We start from the raw sequence: 16,574 nt of genomic DNA, 5'->3' as shown, positions 1-16,574 counted from the left end.
TTGGAGTTGTCGCGTGACGGCCACCGACACCAGCCAGCGGACCTTCGTCCTGCCGGACCTGGGGGAGGGGCTGACCGAGGCGGAGATCGTGCAGTGGCGGGTCGCGGTCGGCGACCGCATCGAGGTGGACCAGACGGTGGTCGAGGTGGAGACCGCCAAGGCGGTCGTGGACGTGCCCTGCCCGTACGCGGGCCGGGTGGTGGCGCTGCACGGCCGGGCCGGGGAGCGGCGCCCGGTCGGCCAGCCGCTGATCACCATCGAGCGGAAGCAGGGCGACCAGGGCCAGGGCGAGCGGGAGCAGGGCGACCGGGGCCAGGGCGACCGGGATGGTGGCCCCGTCGAGCGGGATCAGGTGGACGGCTATGCCGCGTACCGGGAACAGGAGCGGGCCGGTTCGGGGAACGTCCTGATCGGGTACGGCACCGGGCCGGACCGTCCGGGGCGGCGCCGCCGGCGGGTCGCGCCGGCCCGTCAGCAGAGCCCGACCGGGCCGGCGGCCGGGCACAGCCCACTGGTGATCTCGCCGCTGGTCCGCAAACTGGCCCGGGACCACGGGTTGGACCTGCGCGGACTGTCCGGCAGTGGTCCCGGCGGGGTGATCCGCCGGCACGACGTGACCGCCGCGCTGGCCGGCGCGCCGTCGACCTCGGCCGGTGGGCCGTCGACTCCGGCCGGGGACGATGAGGTGGTCGTGCCGCTGCGCGGGGTTCGGCGGGCGGTGGCCGAGAAGCTCGCCCGCAGCCGCCGGGAGATTCCCGAGGTGACCATCTGGGTGGACGTCGACGCCAGCGCACTGTTGGCGACCCGGGCCGCCATCAACGCGGCCCGGCCCGACCAGCCGCTCGGCGTGCTGGCGCTGCTGGCCCGGATCTGCGTGTACGCCCTCGGCCGGTTTCCCGAGCTGAACTCCCGGGTCGAGCCGGAGCGGGACCGGATCGTCCAGTACCGGCGGGTGCACCTCGGCATTGCGGCACAGACCGAGCGGGGGTTGGTCGTACCGGTGATCCGGGATGCCCAGGCGATGTCGGCCCGGCAGCTCGCCGCGAGCCTGGCCGAGACGACGGCGCTGGCCCGGGCGGGCCGGCTGCCGCCGGAGCGGCTCACCGGCGGCACGTTCACGCTGAACAACTACGGCGTGTTCGGAGTCGACGGTTCGACTCCGATCATCAACCACCCAGAGGCGGCGCTGCTCGGCCTCGGGCGGATCGCCGAGAAGCCGTGGGTGGTGGACGGTGCGTTGGCGGTCCGGCGGGTGACCCAGCTCAGCCTCACCTTCGACCACCGGGTCTGCGACGGCGGGGTGGCCGGTGGGTTCCTGCGCCTGGTGGCCGACTGCGTGGAGCGTCCCGAGCTGCTGATCGCCGAATTGTGAACACCGTGTTATATTGACGACCTTCGCTCAGTGACGCTCGGAGGTGGGTCATGCGTGCTCGGCTCGTGGTGGTCGCTGCCGCGCTCGTCGCCGGTCTCGGCGCGGCCGGAATGGCCGGCGCCGGCACCGTCCCGGGCGGTGTGGTCGACCCCGGCGCGGCGGCCGGGCCGGCGGTGCCGGACGTGGGTACGCTCGCCGTCGGCGACTTCGACTTCAGCCGGCCCCAGGTGGCGGCCAGCAACCTGGCGGTGCCGTGGGGGATGGCCTTCCTGCCCGACGGCAGCGCCCTGGTCACCGAGCGCAACAGTGCCCGGGTGCTGCAGGTCCGCCCCGGCCAGCCCCCGCAGCAGGTGGCCCAGATCTCCGGCGTCTCGGCCAGCGGCGAGTCCGGCCTGCTCGGCCTCGCCGTCTCGCCCAGCTACGCCCAGGACGGCTACGTCTACGTCTACTTCACCACCAGCAGCGACAACCGGATCGCCCGGTTCCGGCTGGCCAGCCCGCAGACCCAGCAGCCGATCCTGACCGGACTGGCCCGAGCCACCGTGCACGACGGCGGGCGGATCGCCTTCGGCCCGGACGGCATGCTCTACGCCGGGGTCGGCGACGCCGGCCAGACCGCCAGCGCGCAGAATCCGCAGAGCCGCAACGGCAAGATCCTGCGGATGCGGCCGGACGGCTCGGTGCCGGCGGACAACCCCACCCCGGGCTCGCTTGTCTACAGCCTGGGCCACCGCAACGTGCAGGGCCTCGCCTTCGACGCCCAGGGGCGGCTGTTCGCCAGCGAGTTCGGCCAGAACAGCTGGGATGAGGTGAACCTCATCGTCCCCGGCGGCAACTACGGCTGGCCGACGGTCGAAGGACGGGCCAACGACCCCCGGTTCCGCGACCCGGTGATCACCTGGACCACCGCCGAGGCGTCGCCGAGCGGTGCGGCCATCGCCGGCAACCGGCTCTTCGTCGCGGCGCTGCGCGGCGCCCGGTTGTGGACCGTGCCGCTGACCGGCGACGGCGGGGTGGGCACCCCGGTCGCCGAGCTGACCGGCGCGTACGGGCGGCTGCGCACGGTCGAGTACGGGCCGGACGGGTACCTCTGGGTGGCCACCAGCAACCGGGACGGCCGGGGCAGCCCGGCGGCCGCCGACGACCGGATCCTGCGATTCCCCCCGCGCGACGCGGTCACCCCGCCACCGACCACCGGCCCGCCGCCGACGACCCCGCCGCCGACCACCCCACCACCGACCACCCCGCCGCCGACCACCCCACCACCGACCACCCCGCCGCCGACCACCGGCCCGCCGCCGTCGACGGCCTGCACCGTCACCTACACGGTCAACCAGTGGGGGAACGGGTTCACCGCGACCGTCGGCATCACCAACCGCGGGCCGGCGATCTCCAACTGGACGGTGACCTGGTCCTTCGCCGGTAACCAGCAGATCACCAACGGCTGGAACGCGCAGGTCGCGCAGTCCGGCAGCAACGTGACGGCGAGAAACGCGAGCTGGAACGGCAACCTCGCCACCAACGCCAGCACCAGCTTCGGCTTCCAGGCCACCTACAGCGGAACCAACGCCCGCCCGACCGAGTTCCGACTCAACGGGACGGTCTGCCAGAACGGCTGACCCGACCGCGGCTCACACCTCGGGCAGCCCCACGTAGTTCTCGGCGAGGCTCGTCGCGTACGCCTTCGAGGAGGTCACGTACCGCAACGCCGAGCGCTGCAGTTGGCGCTCGTACGGGTCCTGGTCGGGCAGCCGGTGCAGCATCGACGTCATCCACCAGGAGAAGTGCTGGGCCCGCCAGACCCGGCGCAGCGCGTCGCGGGAGTAGGTCGCCAGCAGCTCGTCCTGGCCGCCGTCGTACCAGGCGCCGAACGCCTTGGCGAGCAGGGCGACGTCGGCCAGCGCCAGGTTCATCCCCTTGGCCCCGGTGGGGGGCACGATGTGCACCGCGTCGCCGGCGAGGAAGAGCCGCTTCCACTGCATGGGCTCGACCACGAAGCTGCGCATCGGGGTCACGCCCTTCTCCAGGATCGGCCCCTCGTTGAGCGTCCAGTCGGGCACCGTCTCCAGTCGGGTGCGCAGCTCCGACCAGATCCGGTCGTCCGGCCACTCGGCGATGTCGGTGTCAGCGGCGACCTGCAGGTAGAGCCGGGAGATCTCCGGTGAGCGCAGGCTGTACAGCGCGAAGCCGCGCTCGTGGTTGGCGTAGATCAGCTCGTGCACGGCCGGTGGCGCGGCGGCGAGGATGCCGAGCCAGGCGAACGGATACTCACGCTCGTAGGTGGTGAACACCCCGTCCGGCACGAACCCCCGGCTGACCCCGTGCGACCCGTCGCAGCCGGCCACGAAGTCGCAGTGCAGCTCCACGTCCCGGCCCTCGTGCCGGAACCGGATCGATGGTTCCTCGCTGTCCAGGTCCCGCAGGACGACGTCGTCGACCTCGAACAGGAGCTGGCCGCCGGCCGCCAGCCGGGCGGCGATCAGATCCTTGATCACCTCCTGCTGCCCGTAGACGGTGATCGCCCGGCCGGTCAGCTCGGTCATCGGCACCCGGTGTGACTCCCCGTCGAAGCGCAGCTCGATGCCCTCGTGCCGGGCGCCCTCGCGGAGCAACCGCTCACCCACGCCGCTGCCCACCAGCAGGTCCACCGAGCCCTGCTCCAGGACACCGGCCCGGACCCGCTTCTGCACGTACTCCCGGGACCGCCGCTCGATCACCACCGAGTCGATCCCGGCCAGGTGCAGCAGGTGCGACAGCATCAGCCCGGCCGGTCCGGCCCCGACGATTCCGACCTGGGTGCGCATCGCTACTCCCTACTCCGCTGCCGGTGACGCTCCGCTCTGTCTGAGCCTGCCGCATCGCCGCGTCCCGCGCTCGCCGGTCCTTCCACCCAGTGGAAGTCGGCTCGGTCCACGGGTCGGCGGGCCAGCCGCGCCGCGATCTGGTCCGCCGCCGCGCGCACCGCCGGCAGCAGCGGCCGCAGGCTGGTCCGCCGGCTGTGCACGACGATCCCGATGGCGGCCACCGCGACGGGGCCGCCGCCGGCCCCGTCGGCGGAGCCGGCGAGCACCGGTACGGCCACCGAGCACGAGCCGAGGGTCATCTCCTCGCGGGTGCTGGCCCAGCCGCGGCGCCGTACCGCGGTCAGGTCACCGGCCAGCCGGCCGGGCTCGACGATGGTGTACGGGGTGCACCGGATCAGCGGCTCGCGTAGGTAGTCGCCGACGAACCCGGGGTCCTGGAAGGCCAGCAGCGCCTTGCCGACCCCGGTGGCGTGCAGCGGTAGCCGGCCGCCGACCCGGCTGAGGATCGGCACCGCCCGCGCTCCGGTGAACTTCTCGACGTAGAGCGCCTGGCTGCCGTCGCGGACCGCCAGGTGCGCGTTCTCGCCGGTGGCGGCGGCCAGCTCGGGCAGGTAGGGCAGGGCCGTCTCCCGTAGCCGGTGGTGCAGCGGGCTGAGCAGGCCGAGCTCCCAGAGCCGGACCCCGATCGCGTACTCCCCGCGCGGGCCGCGGTGCAGGGCGCCCCAGCCGGCCAGCTCGCCGACCAGCCGGTGCGCGGTGGCCAGCGGCAGTCCGGCCCGGCGGGCGATGTCGCTGAGCGACAGGGTGGGGTGGCGGCTGTCGAAGGCGGCCAGGATGCCGAGCACCCGCGAGGTCACCGACGACCGGTGCCCGTCGGCGCCGACCAGGCCGCGCCGCGGGCCGGCCGGAACGGGCCGGCGGCGGTCGGGTCCCGCCTCGTCAGCCACTGGACCTCCGGGCACCTGGGTCCGGGGCGCTGTTCGCCTGCCGAACGACTGTTCTCACTTGGCACGTTGGCACGTGCTCCGGCCCGGCGTCAACGGCCGTCCGCGAACATTTCGCCCGCCTCCCGGGCCGCCGGCCCGCGCGGCCGGGTCGATTGACGGGCGGTTTCGGGGGAACTATGTTCGAGACGAGTCCTGTTCGAGATGAGGACGGGAGTCCGCATAGCGAACACCAGCCCGACCCGCTACGGCCGGGCGCGGCGACACCGGGAGGCGGCGGACCGATGGCGAAAATCGTCTCACTGGCCGAGGGGGTCGGTGAGCTGGTGCGGGACGGGGACACGGTGGCCCTGGAGGGCTTCACCCATCTGATCCCGTTCGCCGCCGGTCACGAGATCATCCGCCAGCGCCGACGGGGCCTGACCCTGGTCCGGATGACCCCCGACGTCATCTACGACCAGCTCATCGGCGCCGGCTGCGCCAGCGGTCTGGTCTTCTCCTGGGGCGGCAACCCCGGCGTCGGTTCCCTGCACCGGTTCCGCGACGCCGTCCAGAACTCCTGGCCCAACCCGTTGCGGCTGGAGGAACACAGTCACGCCGGGATGGCGAACCGCTACGTCGCCGGCGCCGCCGGCCTGCCGTTCGCCGTCCTGCGCGGCTACACCGGCACCGACCTGCCCCGCTACACCGCCAACATCAAACCGATCAGCTGCCCGTTCACCGGTGAGGAGCTCACCGCGGTCCCCGCACTGCGGCCGGACGTCACGATCGTGCACGCCCAGCGGGCCGACCGGGCCGGCAACGTACAGATGTGGGGCATCACCGGGGTGCAGAAGGAGGCGGTCCTCGCGGCCAGCCGGTCGCTGGTCACCGTCGAGGAGATCGTCGACAAGTTCGAACCGGTGCCGGGCCAGGTCGTCCTGCCCGGCTGGGCGGTGACCGCGGTGGCCGCCGCGCCCGGCGGCTCGCACCCCTCCTACACCCAGGGCTACTCGGTGCGCGACAACGACTACTACCTCGCCTGGGACAAGATCAGCCGCGACCGGGACACCTTCCAGGAGTGGATCGAGCGGCATGTGACGAACCCCGGGAGCGCGGCATGACAAGTGACCCCGTCCGCCCTGACGGCACCGGCGGCTGGACCGCCGACGAGATGATGACCGTCGCGGCCGCCCGCGCGCTGCGCGACGGCACCGCCTGCTTCGTCGGCATCGGGCTACCGAGCACGGCGGCCAACCTGGCCCGCGCCACGCACGCCCCGGGCCTCGTGCTGATCTACGAATCGGGCTGTCTCGGCGCGAAGCCCGACCGGCTGCCGCTCTCCATCGGCGACGGCATCCTGGCCGATACCGCCGACGCGGTGGTCTCCGTTCCGGAGGTCTTCAACTACTGGCTGCAGCCCGGGCGGATCGACGTCGGCTTCCTCGCCGCCGCCCAACTCGACCGGTACGGCAACATCAACACGACGGTGATCGGCGGCGACTACACCGACCCGTCGGTCCGGCTGCCCGGCGCCGGCGGTGCCCCGGAGATCGCCGCCTCCTGCCGCGAGGTGGTGATCGTGGTGCGGCAGAGCCTGCGGACGTTCGTCGAACGGGTCGATTTCGTCACCTCGGTCGGCTACGGCGCCGGCCCGGGCGACCGGGCGCGGCTCGGTCTGCGCGGCGGGGGTCCCCGGCTGGTCATCACCGATCTCGGCGTGCTGGAGCCGGACCCGCACACCAGCGAACTGACCCTCACCCGGCTGCACCCCGGCGCGACGGTCGAGCAGGCCCGCGCGGCGACCGGCTGGCGGCTCGCCGTCGCCGACCGGGTGCGTACCGGCGAGCCACCGACCGCCCGGGAACTGTCCGTGCTGCGGGCGCTGGAAGCCACCAAGGGCGGCGGCGCCGGCCGCGGCCAGAATCCCCTGAAGGGAGGGGTGTGATGTCCGCCGACGTCTACATCCTCGACGCGGTGCGGACCCCGATCGGCCGGTACGGCGGCGCGCTCGCCGGCGCCCGACCCGACGACCTCGCCGCGCACGTCGTCGGGGAGCTGGTCCGGCGCAGCCCCGACCTGGACCCGGCCCGCATCGACGACGTGCTGCTCGGCAACGCCAACGGCGCGGGTGAGGAGAACCGCGACGTGGCCCGGATGGCGGTTCTGCTCGCCGGGCTGCCGACGTCGGTGCCCGGGGCCACCGTCAACCGGCTCTGCGGATCCGGTCTGGAGGCGGTCATCGGCGCCGCCCGGGCGATCGCGGTGGGCGACGCCTCGATCTGCCTGGCCGGCGGGGTCGAGTCGATGTCCCGGGCCCCGTGGGTGCTGGCCAAACCCGAGCAGGGCTACCCGCGCGGCCACGAGTCCCTGCACTCGACCACCCTCGGCTGGCGACTGGTGAACCCCCGGATGCCCGCGGAGTGGACGGTCACCCTCGGCGAGGGCGCCGAGATCCTCGCCGAGCGTCACCAGATCGGGCGCGAGGAGCAGGACGCGTTCGCGCTGCGCAGCCATCAGCTCGCCAGCCGGGCCTGGGACGCCGGCTGCTACGCCGACGAGGTGAGCGTCGTCCCCGGCACCGAGCTGGACCGGGACGAGAGCATCCGGCCGACCACCTCACTGGCGGCGCTGGCCCGGCTCAGGCCGGTGTTCCGGCCCGACGGCACGGTGACCGCCGGGAACTCCTCGCCGCTCAACGACGGGGCCAGCGCGCTGCTGCTCGCCGACCGGGCGGGAGCCGACGCGGTCGGCCGGGAGCCGCTGGCCCGGATCGTCTCCCGCGCGGTCACCGGCGTCGAGCCGCAGCTGTTCGGGATCGGGCCGGTGCAGGCCGCCCACCAGGCGCTGCGCCGGGCCGGCATCGGCTGGGGTGACCTGGCCGTCGTCGAACTCAACGAGGCGTTCGCGGCGCAGTCGCTGGCCTGCCTGCGGGAGTGGCCGGAGCTCGACCCGGAGATCGTGAACCCGCAGGGCGGGGCGACCGCGCTCGGCCACCCGCTCGGCTCCTCCGGGTCGCGCATCCTCGGTTCGCTGGCCTGGCAACTGCGCCGCCGCGGCGGCGGGTACGGTCTGGCGGCCATCTGCATCGGGGTCGGCCAGGGGCTCGCGGTGGTACTGGAGGCCTGACGGTGCCCGGACCGGCGGGCCGGATCGGGCGGGACCGCCACGTCAGGTGGCCCGCCGTGATGGGGTGATTGGCGTGATCGGAGAGCGATGATGAGCCACGAGACGACCCAGCCGGCGGACCACCTGATCCGGCCGGCCGCCGGCGGCCTGGTCGTACCCGCCTACCGGCCGGACCCGCCCGGCGTTCACCCGCCGCTGCTGAGTCCGGACTACCGGTCCACGGCGCTGCGGGCGCCGACCCGGCCGCTGGCGCTGCTGCCGCACCGGCTGACCGAGATCACCGGCCCGTTGTTGGGGGAGGGGCGGCTCGGCCCGCTCGACCACGACCTGACCCGCCAGCACGCCGGCGAACCACTCGGCCAGCGGATCATCGTGCACGGCCGGGTCCGCGACGGCGACGGCCGACCGGTACCCGGCACCCTGGTGGAGATCTGGCAGCCGAACGCCGCCGGCCGGTACCGGCACGCCAACGACAACTGGCCGGCCCCGCTGGACCCCAACTTCACCGGGGTGGGGCGCACCGTCACCGACGCCGACGGGCACTACCGGTTCGTCACCATCGCGCCGGGCGCCTACCCGTGGCGCAACCACGACAACGCCTGGCGGCCAGCACACATCCACTTCTCACTCTTCGGCCGGGCGTTCACCCAGCGCCTGGTCACCCAGATGTACTTCCCCGGTGACCCGCTCTTCTTCCAGGACCCGGTCTTCAACTCCATCCCCGACCCGGCGGCCCGGCAACGGCTCATCTCCCGGTACGACCACGCCGTCACCACGCCGGAGTGGGCGCTGGGCTTCGAGTTCGACATCGTGCTGCGGGGTCGGGAGAGCACCCCGTTCGAGAACGAGGACGACGATGACTGAGCGGCTGCCCGTGACCCCTTCACAGACCGTCGGGCCGTACCTGCACATCGGCCTGGTCTGGCCCGACGGGCCGTACGTGGTGCCCGACGGCACCCCGGGCGCGGTCTGGATCCACGGTCGGGTCTTCGACGGTGCCGGCGCGGTGGTCCCGGACGCGTTGGTGGAGAGCTGGCAGGCCGACCCGGCCGGCCACTTCGACCATCCCGACGATCCGCGCGGCGCGTTTCCACCCGCGGTGCCGGGTTTCCGCGGCTTCGGCCGCAGCGCCACCGACGCCGATGGCCGCTACCGGATCTGCACCGTCAAGCCCGGCGCCCTGCCGTCGCCGGACGGGGCTGTCGAGGCCCCCCACCTGGACATCTCGGTGTTCGCCCGCGGCCTGCTGCATCGGGTGGTGACCCGGCTCTACTTCCCCGACGAGGGCGCGGCCAACGCCGCCGACCCCGTGCTGCGCGGCATCGACGCGACCCGTCGCTCTACGCTCCTGGCGACGGAGGACGACGACGGCCTCCGCTTCGACATCCATCTGCAGGGGGAGCATGAGACCGTTTTCTTCGCCGTCTGACGGATCGGTCGCCGCGCTCGCCGGTGGTCCGCCCACCCCGGCGGACGGGTCGCCGCCGCCCACCGGGCTACTCACCGGCTTGTCCGGGACACCGGCGGTGGCCGCCGAGCTCTCCGACGACGCGCTGCTGCGGGCCATGCTGGACGCCGAGCGGGCGCTGATCACCGCGGCGGCTGACGCCGGCGTCGCACCGCTTGCGGCCGCCGAGACGATCGCCGAGCACTGCCGGCCCGACCTGTTCGACCCGGCCGAGCTCGGCCGGGCGGCGGAGGCGGCGGGCAACCCGGTGGTCCCGCTGGTCCGCGAACTCACCGCGGCCGTCCCGGCCGAGGCCCGTCCGTGGGTCCACCTCGGCGCCACCAGCCAGGACATCCTCGACACCGCCCTCGCGCTGGTGCTCGGCCGGGCGGCCGGACCGGTGCTGGCCGCCCTGGAGGCGGCCGCGGACGAGGCGGCCCGACTGGCCGGGCAGCACCGGGACACGGTGCTGGTGGCCCGTACCCTCGGCCAGCAGGCCACCCCCACCACCTTCGGGCTGAAGGCGGCGAACTGGCTGCTCGGGCTCCGCGACGCCCGTACCCGGCTGCTGGTGGCCCGGGCGGCGCTGCCGGTGCAGCTGGGCGGCGCCGCCGGCACCCTGGCCGGACTCGGCCCGGCCGGCTGCGAGGTGGCCGACCGGATGGCGGCCCGACTCGGCCTGGCGGTCAGCCCGCTGCCCTGGCACACCCGCCGGCAGCCGCTGCTCGACCTCACCGCCGCGCTCGGTGCCGTTCTCGTCGCCACCGGCAAGGTGGCCCTCGACGTCGGGCTGCTCGCCCAGACCGAGGTGGCTGAGGTGGCCGAGGGCGGCGGCCCGGGTCGCGGCGGGTCGTCCGCCATGCCCCACAAGCGCAACCCGGTCGACTCGGTCCTGGTGACCGCCGCCGCCCGACGCGGCCCGGGCCTGGTCGCCACGATGTACGCCGCCGCCAGCCAGGAACACGAGCGGGCCGCCGGCGGCTGGCACGCCGAATGGGAGCCGGTGATCGAGTTGACCCGGATCGCCGGCGGCGCGGCCGTCCGTACCCACCGGATTCTCGGCGGGCTGCAGGTCGACGCCGCCCGGATGCGGGCCAATCTGGCGGCGACCGGCGGGCTGGTGCTGGCCGAGGCGGTGTCGGCGCGGCTGGCACCGCTGATCGGGCGGGCCCGGGCGCACGACGCCGTCGGCCGGGCGGTCCGCGCCGCCGGCCGGACCGCCAGCTTCCGCGACGCCCTGCTCGCCGACGCCGAGATCGGCGCCCACCTGGACGCGGCCGAGATCGACGCCGCCCTCGACCCGGCGAACTGGCTCGGCTCCGCCGGCCGGCTCGTGGACCGGGCCCTGGCCACCCACCGCCGCGGCGACGCCGACGAGCCCGGCGCCGACGACCCCGGCGCCGACATAGGGGAGCCCGGATGAGCCCGCGCCTGCACGCCGTGCTGGACGGTCCGGTCGACGCGCCGGTGCTGGTGCTCGGCTCCTCGCTCGGCACCACCAGCGAGATGTGGCGGCCGCAGGTCGGTCCGCTCAGCGAACGGTTCCGGGTGGTCCGCTACGACCACCTCGGGCACGGCGGATCGGCGGGGCCGACCGGCCGGACCACCATCGACATCCTCGGCACCGAGCTGCTCCGGCTGCTGGACGACCTGGCGTTGCCCCGGGTGTCGTACGCCGGGCTGTCCCTCGGCGGCATGGTCGGCATGTGGCTGGCCGCGCACGCCCCCGACCGGGTCGACCGGCTCGCGCTGCTCTGCACCGCCGCCCGGCTCGGGCCGGAACGGGCGTGGCGGGACCGCGCCGGCACGGTCCGGGAGGGCGGCGTCGAGGCGGTCGCCGAGGCGGTCCTGTCCCGCTGGTTCACCCCAGACTTCGCCGCCGCGCACCCGGCCGTCGTCGCCGGCTACCGGGGCATGCTCACCAGCACCCCGGCGGCCGGATACGCGGCCTGCTGCGAGGCGATCGCGGCGATGGACCTCCGGGCCGACCTGCCCGGCATCGTGGCGCCGACGCTTGTCGTCGCGGGCGCCGACGACCCGGCCACCCCGGTCGAACAGGCCCGCGAGATCGCCCGACTCGTTCCGGCCGCCCGGCTCGCGGTGGTCGACCGCGCCGCCCACCTCGCCAACGTGGAGCGTCCGGAGCCGGTGACCCGGCTGTTGCTGGAACACTTCGAGCCGACCAGGGTGGACGCCGCGGGGACCGGTAGCGGACAGGAGCGGGTCGATGGATGACCGGGAACGGCACGAGACCGGCATGACGGTGCGCCGGGAGGTGCTCGGTGACGCCCACGTCGACCGGGCGGTGGCCGGTACCGACCCGTTCACCGCGGCGTTCCAGGACCTGATCACCCGGTACGCCTGGGGCGAGGTCTGGAGCCGTCCCGGACTGGACCGGCGGACCCGCAGCGTGATCACCCTGACGGCGCTGGCCACGCTGAACCACGACGAGGAGCTGGCGATGCACGTGCGGGCGGCGGTGCGCAACGGGCTCACCGCCGACGAGATCGGCGAGGTGCTGCTGCAGGTCGCCGTCTACGCCGGGGTGCCGGCGGCGAACCGGGCGTTCCGGGTGGCCCAGCAGACGCTGCGGGAGCTGCCCGACCGGCCGGCCGGAGGCGGGGAGCGCGGATGACGAGTGCGGAACAGGCGGAGCAGTCCGCGGTCCGCACGCCGGAGTTCGTCCAGTCCCTGGAACGCGGGCTCGCCGTCATCCGGGCGTTCGACGCGGATCACCCGCAGCTCACCCTGAGCGAGGTTGCCAGGGCGACCGGGTTGACCCGGGCCGCCGCCCGACGGTTCCTGCTCACCCTGGTCGAGCTGGGCTACATGCGCACCGACGGGCGGCTCTTCTCGCTGCGGCCCCGGATCCTGGAGCTGGGCTACGCCTACCTGTCCAGTCTGAGTCTGCCCGAGGTGGCCCAGCCGCACATGGAGGCCCTCGTCGCCGAGGTGCACGAGTCCTGCTCGGTGTCGGTACTCGACGGCGACGAGGTGGTCTACGTCGCCCGGGTGCCGACCAAGCGGATCATGACGGTGGCGATAAGCGTCGGCACCCGGTTCCCGGCGTACGCCACCTCGATGGGGCGGGTGCTGCTGGCCGGGCAGCCGGCCGACTGGCTGGACAGCTATCTCGCCACGGCCGAGCTGCGTCCGCTGACCCGGCGTACGGTAACCGATCCGGCCCGGCTGCGGACCGTGCTGGCCCGGATCCGGAGTCAGGGTTACGCGATCGTGGACCAGGAACTGGAGGAGGGGCTGCGGTCGTTGGCGGCGCCGATCCGGGACGAGCACGGGGTGGTGGTCGCCGCGGTGAACGTCTCCGCGCGCGCCAGCCGGGGTTCGTCCGAGGTGATCCGTCGGGAGCTGCTGCCGCCGCTGCTGGCCACCGCCCGCCGGATCGAGGAGGACCTGGGCACCGGCCAACGGTGAGCCGGCAGTCGACCATCCACAAGGGATGCGTCGGCGCGTCGGTCGAATCGGCGAGCCGGTGCCGACCGTGGACGATCGGTTGCCACACTGGACCGATGACCTCCGCTTCCACGGCACCGTCCGTCGTACCCGAGACCGCGGTCGTGATCGGGGCCGGTATCGCCGGTCTCGCCGCCGCCCGCACGCTGTCCGACCGCTTCGCCGAGGTGGTGGTGCTCGACCGGGACGAGCTGCCGGATCTGGCGACGCCCCGCCGGGGGGTGCCGCAGGGCGCCCACGGTCACATCCTGCTCGGCTCCGGCCAGGAGGCGCTCGGCGAGCTGTTCCCGGGTCTGGTGGCGGAGCTGGTGGCGGCCGGGGCGATCCCGTTCGACCCGGGAGCCGAGCTCTCCTACCACCGGTACGGCATCATCTGGCCGCTGGTGTCCACCGGTGTCGGACTGCTGGCGTTCAGCCGGCCGCTGCTGGAGACCGCCCTCTACCGGCGGGTGCGGGACCTGCCGAACGTGCGGGTCCGGGACCGCACGGCCGTCGCCGGGTTGGTCAGCGCCGACCGGCGGGTGACCGGCGTACGGCTGGCCGACGGTGCGGTGATCGCGGCGGCCCTGGTGGTCGACTCCACCGGGCGGGGCAGCCGGTCGGACCGGTGGCTGGCCGACCTCGGCTGTCCGGCGCCCCGGGTCGTGGAGATCAAGATCGGTCTCGGGTACGCCAGCCGGCTGCTGCGTCGCCGGCCGGGCGACTTCGGACCGCAGGTGGGCGCGTTCGCCCTGCCGGCGCCGCCGCACGAGAAGCGGGCCGGCCTGGTGCTCGCCGTGGAGGACGACCGCTGGCTGGTCTCCCTCGGCGGCTGGCACGGTGAGTTCCCGGGCGCGGACGAGGAATCCTTTCTCGCCCACGCCCGCAGCCTGCCGCATCCGGCCATCGCGGAGATTCTCGGCCGGTGCGAGCCACTGACCGAGATCGCCACCCACCACTTCCCGTCCAGCCGGCGTCGCTACTTCGAGGAGCAGACGGACGCGCCCGCCGGCTACCTGGCCCTCGGCGACGCGATCTGCAGCTTCAACCCGATCTACGGGCAGGGGATGACCTGCGCGGCGCTTCAGTCGATCGCGCTGGGTCGGCTGCTGGACCAGCACGGCACACCTGGCGCGGCGCTGTCGCGCGACTTCTACCAGGAGGCGGGACGGATCATCGCGACGCCGTGGAAGTTCGCGGCCGGGGGGGACTTCGCCTATCCGGAGACGGTGGGGCGCCGGCCCCGGGGCATCCGGCTGCTCAACCGCTACAGCCGGCGGATCCAGCTCGCCGCCCAGGTCGATCCGGAGATTCGGCGCACCTTCACCCAGGTGCAGCACCTGCTGCTCCCGCCCAGCGTGCTGCGGCGGCCGGCGATGGTGTGGAAGGTGCTCCGGACGTCGCGGAGGGCGCCCGGGGCGCGGGCCTGAAAAGTTCCCCTCGCGGCCGTTCGGGTCGCGCGTCCGGTTCGGGTTGTCGCAACTCGACCGAACCCCCTCCTCGGTGATCCTGCCAATACAGAATGTGGTCAGGACGCGACGAAGCGGGGGTGGGGGCGATGGTGTGGAGGCGACAAGGGGTACTGCTGTTGACGGCTGTGGCGACGACCGGGTCGCTGCTGCTGACGTCGTGCACGAGCGAGCGCCGGCCGCGCCCGGCGCCGCCGCCGGCCGCCACGCTGTCGGTGGCTCCGGCGGCGGATGCGAAGGATGTGCCCCTGAGCGCCGAGATCGCCACCACGGTCACCGGCGGCCGGATAACCGCCGTGCAGGTCACCGACGACCGGGGTGGCCGGGTCGACGGCGAACTGCGTGCCGACGGCACCTCGTGGGTGCCGGCCGGTCCGCTCAAGCCGAAGCGGACGTACCAGGCCGAGGTGGTGGCGACGAACGACGCCGGGCAGAACACCACAGCGAGTACCCGGTTCACCACAATGGACAAGCCGACCCGCCGGACCGCCAGCACCCTCTACCTGGAGAGCGACCGGACCTACGGGGTCGCGATGCCGGTGACCCTCTCGTTCGAGGAGGGGATTGCCGAGTCGGCCCGGGCCGACGTGCAGCGCCGGCTCTTCGTGACGACGGATCCGCCGCAGCCGGGCGTGTGGGCCTGGACGGAGAATGGTCGGCAGGTCTCCTACCGGGCGCCGGACTTCTGGCGATCGGGTACCACCATCACCGTCCGGGCGGCTCTCGACGGGCTGCCGCTGGGCGGGAACAGGTACGGCGACGCGGATCGGACCGCGACGGCTCGGATCGGCGGCAAGCTGACGCTGGACATCGACAACCGGACGAAGCAGATGTCGGTTTTCCGGGACGACCGGCTGATCAGAAAGATCCCGGTCAGCCTCGGCAAACCGAGCACGCCGACGTCCAGCGGCAAAATGGTGATCATGGAGAAGCACGACTCGACGGTCTTCGACACCCGGGACGACCCGGATGGCGGCTACGTGGTGACCGTCTCCGATGCCCAGCGGTTGACCTGGGGCGGGGAATTCATCCACGCCGCTCCCTGGTCGGTCGGCGACCAGGGCAGCCGCAACGTGTCACACGGTTGCACGAACGTGTCGAGTGATAACGCGGCCTGGCTGATGGAGACGACGCAGGTCGGCGACCTGGTCACGATCTCCGGCACCGAGGTCCAACTCGACCCGGGAAATGGATGGACCGTCTGGGACCAGAGCTGGGCCGAATACGTCAAGGGCAGCGCCCTGCCGGTACCGGCCGGCCTCGAACCGAAACCGGACCCGAGCGCGCCGGCCGGGGCCGCGCCCGCCGGCACCGGGGCACCGACGCCGAGTGCCGGACCGGATAGCGCACCGTCAGCCAACGAGGGCGGCTAGCCCGCCCGATTACGTGGACAACGTGGGCCGGGCATTGACCCCGCACCACGTTGTCCACGTCCGCCGGCCCGCCGGCACGACCCGCGTGCCCGGTCAGTGATTGTTGTAGGCCGTCACCACCGAGGCCGGAATCCGGCCCCGCTCGGAAATGTCGTAGCCGTTCTTGACGGCCCATTCGCGGATCGCCCGGTTCTGGTCGCGGTCGCTGCGGGTCGGCGCTCCACCGTTGCCGCGCCGGCCGCCGCGCCGGCTCTCGTTGCCGCCGCGCCCGACGCGGCTGCCTGCGTCGATGTAGACATTGAGGGCCTGCCGGAGCTTACCCACGTTCTTCTCGGAGAGATCGATGGTGTAGGTCACGCCATCGAGGCCGAACTCCACCGTGCGATCGGCCTCGCTGCCGTCCAGGTCGTCGGTCAGAAGCGTGATTACTTGTTTGGCCATGGTCGATCACTCCTCGTGCGCGAATTCGGGTAGGGATCGATTTTGACTCATCGGACGATAATTGTGCAACTCATTGCCGCTTTCGGCGTGGCCGCACCGTTCGCCACCGGCCGGATCGGGGTCCGACCAGCCGTCGCAATTCAGCCGCCAATCGTGATCGAATACG

16 protein-coding genes are annotated in these 16,574 nt (G+C 73.5%); 13 read left to right on the top strand and 3 right to left on the bottom strand.

The genetic code is table 11. The features are described 5' to 3' along the window. Nucleotides 1-13 precede the first annotated feature (13 nt). A complete protein-coding gene (locus O7627_RS18910; protein ID WP_278094852.1) occupies nt 14-1,372 on the top strand; it encodes a dihydrolipoamide acetyltransferase family protein in 1,359 nt (452 codons plus the stop codon). Nucleotides 1,373-1,422: 50 nt separating this feature from the next. Further along, complete coding sequence (locus O7627_RS18905) at nt 1,423-2,991, top strand: PQQ-dependent sugar dehydrogenase (RefSeq protein ID WP_278094851.1); 1,569 nt, start codon at nt 1,423-1,425, stop codon at nt 2,989-2,991. A gap of 12 nt (nt 2,992-3,003) precedes the next feature. On the opposite strand, the gene O7627_RS18900 is transcribed toward O7627_RS18905, so the two are convergent. Together O7627_RS18900 and O7627_RS18895 are read right to left on the bottom strand one after the other, a co-directional pair. Beyond that, nucleotides 3,004-4,176: a 4-hydroxybenzoate 3-monooxygenase gene (locus O7627_RS18900; protein ID WP_278094850.1), complete on the bottom strand. Its 1,173-nt coding sequence runs from the start codon at nt 4,174-4,176 to the stop codon at nt 3,004-3,006. A gap of 2 nt (nt 4,177-4,178) precedes the next feature. Next, entirely contained in the window at nt 4,179-5,123 is a 945-nt protein-coding gene (locus tag O7627_RS18895) for an IclR family transcriptional regulator (protein WP_278094849.1), read from the bottom strand. Nucleotides 5,124-5,404: 281 nt separating this feature from the next. On the opposite strand from O7627_RS18895, the gene O7627_RS18890 reads away from it, so the two are divergent. From O7627_RS18890 to O7627_RS18840, 11 genes are all read left to right on the top strand, one after another. After that, the gene (locus O7627_RS18890) at nt 5,405-6,223 is read left to right on the top strand and encodes a CoA-transferase (RefSeq protein WP_278094848.1); all 819 of its coding nucleotides are present in this window, start codon (nt 5,405-5,407) and stop codon (nt 6,221-6,223) included. After that, a complete protein-coding gene (locus O7627_RS18885; protein WP_278094847.1) occupies nt 6,220-7,047 on the top strand; it encodes a CoA-transferase in 828 nt (275 codons plus the stop codon). Before O7627_RS18890 ends, O7627_RS18885 begins: the two co-directional genes overlap by 4 nt. Next, complete coding sequence (locus tag O7627_RS18880) at nt 7,047-8,228, top strand: thiolase family protein (RefSeq protein ID WP_278094846.1); 1,182 nt, start codon at nt 7,047-7,049, stop codon at nt 8,226-8,228. Before O7627_RS18885 ends, O7627_RS18880 begins: the two co-directional genes overlap by 1 nt. A 90-nt stretch (nt 8,229-8,318) precedes the next feature. Beyond that, on the top strand, nt 8,319-9,092 hold the full coding sequence (gene pcaH / locus O7627_RS18875; protein ID WP_278094845.1) for a protocatechuate 3,4-dioxygenase subunit beta: 774 nt from the start codon (nt 8,319-8,321) through the stop codon (nt 9,090-9,092). Then, complete coding sequence (gene pcaG, locus O7627_RS18870) at nt 9,085-9,657, top strand: protocatechuate 3,4-dioxygenase subunit alpha (protein ID WP_278094844.1); 573 nt, start codon at nt 9,085-9,087, stop codon at nt 9,655-9,657. The genes pcaH and pcaG overlap by 8 nt, the downstream gene beginning before the upstream one ends. Beyond that, entirely contained in the window at nt 9,632-11,098 is a 1,467-nt protein-coding gene (gene pcaB, locus O7627_RS18865) for a 3-carboxy-cis,cis-muconate cycloisomerase (RefSeq protein ID WP_278094843.1), read from the top strand. Before pcaG ends, pcaB begins: the two co-directional genes overlap by 26 nt. After that, nucleotides 11,095-11,910: a 3-oxoadipate enol-lactonase gene (gene pcaD / locus O7627_RS18860; protein WP_278094842.1), complete on the top strand. Its 816-nt coding sequence runs from the start codon at nt 11,095-11,097 to the stop codon at nt 11,908-11,910. Before pcaB ends, pcaD begins: the two co-directional genes overlap by 4 nt. Continuing rightward, nucleotides 11,903-12,310 carry a 4-carboxymuconolactone decarboxylase gene (gene pcaC / locus O7627_RS18855; RefSeq protein ID WP_278094841.1) on the top strand — a complete coding sequence of 136 codons (408 nt, stop codon included), beginning with the start codon at nt 11,903-11,905 and terminating at the stop codon, nt 12,308-12,310. The genes pcaD and pcaC overlap by 8 nt, the downstream gene beginning before the upstream one ends. Then, nucleotides 12,307-13,107, top strand: coding sequence for an IclR family transcriptional regulator C-terminal domain-containing protein (locus O7627_RS18850; RefSeq protein WP_278094840.1), 801 nt, complete (start codon nt 12,307-12,309; stop codon nt 13,105-13,107). Before pcaC ends, O7627_RS18850 begins: the two co-directional genes overlap by 4 nt. A gap of 95 nt (nt 13,108-13,202) precedes the next feature. Beyond that, nucleotides 13,203-14,555, top strand: a complete 1,353-nt coding sequence (locus O7627_RS18845; protein WP_278094839.1) for an NAD(P)-binding protein — start codon at nt 13,203-13,205, stop codon at nt 14,553-14,555. A gap of 158 nt (nt 14,556-14,713) precedes the next feature. Beyond that, a complete protein-coding gene (locus O7627_RS18840) occupies nt 14,714-15,967 on the top strand; it encodes an Ig-like domain-containing protein (protein WP_278094838.1) in 1,254 nt (417 codons plus the stop codon). Between the two features lie 93 nt (nt 15,968-16,060). Here O7627_RS18840 and O7627_RS18835 read toward each other — a convergent pair whose 3' ends face one another. Continuing rightward, a complete protein-coding gene (locus tag O7627_RS18835; RefSeq protein WP_278094837.1) occupies nt 16,061-16,408 on the bottom strand; it encodes an Lsr2 family protein in 348 nt (115 codons plus the stop codon). Nucleotides 16,409-16,574: the final 166 nt, after the last annotated feature.

Origin of the sequence: Solwaraspora sp. WMMD1047, from assembly GCF_029626155.1 — a bacterium.
In the GTDB taxonomy this organism is placed as follows: Bacteria; Actinomycetota; Actinomycetes; order Mycobacteriales; family Micromonosporaceae; genus WMMD1047.
This window is presented reverse-complemented; position numbering and strand designations above follow the sequence as displayed.